The organism is Kineococcus indalonis (genome assembly GCF_009906395.1).
Taxonomy (GTDB): Bacteria; Actinomycetota; Actinomycetes; order Actinomycetales; family Kineococcaceae; genus Kineococcus; species Kineococcus indalonis.
Window position 1 is genome coordinate 1 of record NZ_JAAALM010000077.1, and the last position, 1,491, is coordinate 1,491.

3 protein-coding genes are annotated in these 1,491 nt (G+C 76.9%); 2 read left to right on the forward strand and 1 reads right to left on the reverse strand.

Translation table 11 applies throughout. The features are described from left to right. The coding region (locus tag GTR00_RS06085) for an arabinan endo-1,5-alpha-L-arabinosidase (RefSeq protein ID WP_166610745.1) at positions 1 to 1,063 on the forward strand (1,063 nt) is incomplete at its 5' end. A gap of 25 nt (positions 1,064 to 1,088) precedes the next feature. Here the strand turns inward: GTR00_RS06085 and GTR00_RS06090 are convergent. After that, the gene (locus tag GTR00_RS06090) at positions 1,089 to 1,259 is read right to left on the reverse strand and encodes a hypothetical protein (RefSeq protein ID WP_166610746.1); all 171 of its coding nucleotides are present in this window, start codon (positions 1,257 to 1,259) and stop codon (positions 1,089 to 1,091) included. Here GTR00_RS06090 and GTR00_RS22875 point away from each other — a divergent pair. Continuing rightward, positions 1,252 to 1,491: hypothetical protein (locus GTR00_RS22875; RefSeq protein WP_205705194.1), on the forward strand; the 240-nt coding region annotated here is incomplete at its 3' end. The two genes, GTR00_RS06090 and GTR00_RS22875, sit on opposite strands and share 8 nt — an antisense overlap.

The window sequence follows — 1,491 nt, forward strand, 5'->3', positions numbered from 1 at the left end:
GGCCGGCGACGCCGCCGCGGCCGCCGCCCTGTGCCTGCTGAGCGGCAGCGCCGTCGCGCAGGCCGCCGGCCCGGGCGGCCAGGGTGGTCCGGGTGGCCCGCCGCCCAGCGGCAAGCTGCCCATGACCGGCGACGTCGGCGACCACGTGCCCGGCGTGGTCGACGACCCCGTGCACGACCCCACGCTGTTCAGCGACCGCGGCACCTACTACGTCTTCTCCACCGGCATCGCGAACGAGGAGGACCCCGGCGGCATCTTCGTGCGCCGCTCCACCGGCTCCCTGGCCGGCCCGTGGGAGTCCGTGGGCGCCATCGCGCTGCCGGGGTGGACGAGGGCGTACGGCGTGGGGCACCTGTGGGCCCCGCACGTCGTCGAGCGCGCCGGCACCTTCCACCTGTACTACGCCGCCTCCTCGTTCGGGACGAACACCTCCGCGATCGGGCTGGCCACCACCCGCACCCCGGGCGACCTGGGCAGCTGGGTGGACCACGGCCCCGTGCTGCGCTCGACGAGCGCGGACGACCACAACGCCATCGACCCGCAGGTGTTCTCCGCGCGCGGGAAGTGGTACATCGCGTTCGGCTCCTTCTGGACGGGCGTGAAGGTGCAGGAGCTGGCGGACATGTCCACCCCCGTCGGGCCCGTGCTGGACCTGGCCCGCCACCCGGAGGCCGACCCGAACGCGATCGAGAACCCGCAGGTGTTCAAGCACGGCCGGTACTGGTACTTGACGGTGTCCTGGGACTTCTGCTGCCGGGGCGTGGACAGCACCTACAAGACGGTCGTGGGCCGCTCCACGAGCCCCACCGGGCCCTTCGTGGACCGGGAGGGCAGGGCCATGACCGACGGCGGCGGCACGCTGCTGCTGGACCGGCGCGGCAACCAGGTCGGCACCGGCGCCCTGGACGTGCTGCAGGAGCGCGGGCGCACCTACGCCGTGCACCACTACTACGACGCGGGCACCGGCGGCACCATCCGCATGCAGATCCGCGAGGTGGAGTGGCGCGACGGCTGGCCGACCTTCGGCTACGGCCCCGGGGACGGGGCGCCGCCGGCGTCCTGAGCCCCCGGCCCCCGGCCCCCGGGCCTCAGCCCGACGGCGCGCTCAGCCGGGCCCGCGCAGCGCCGCGGGCGCCGGCCAGCCCGGCCTGCTGCAGCAGGGAGCCGCTGACGTGCCGGGCAGCGCAGCCCGCGCAGTCGTGGCTGAGCGCGGCCGGTACCCGCTCGGTCACCCCGCGCGAGAGCTCGGCCTTGGACACCTCCGCGTGCCGGTGCAGGGCCGGGGCGCCGCGCGCCCCGGACCAGGGCGAGCCCGTCGTCGAGGGTGCCGCCGCGCACCGCCACCGCGGTGGCGGCCGCCGGTGCCGGCACGTCGGGCACGCCGATCGCGGCCACCGCCAGGGCGGAGCCGGGCACGCCGGTGGCGGGGCGGTGCAGCTGCTGGGCGCGGAAGCGGCGGGCGAGGACCTGCGCGCGGGGCACGTCCACCCG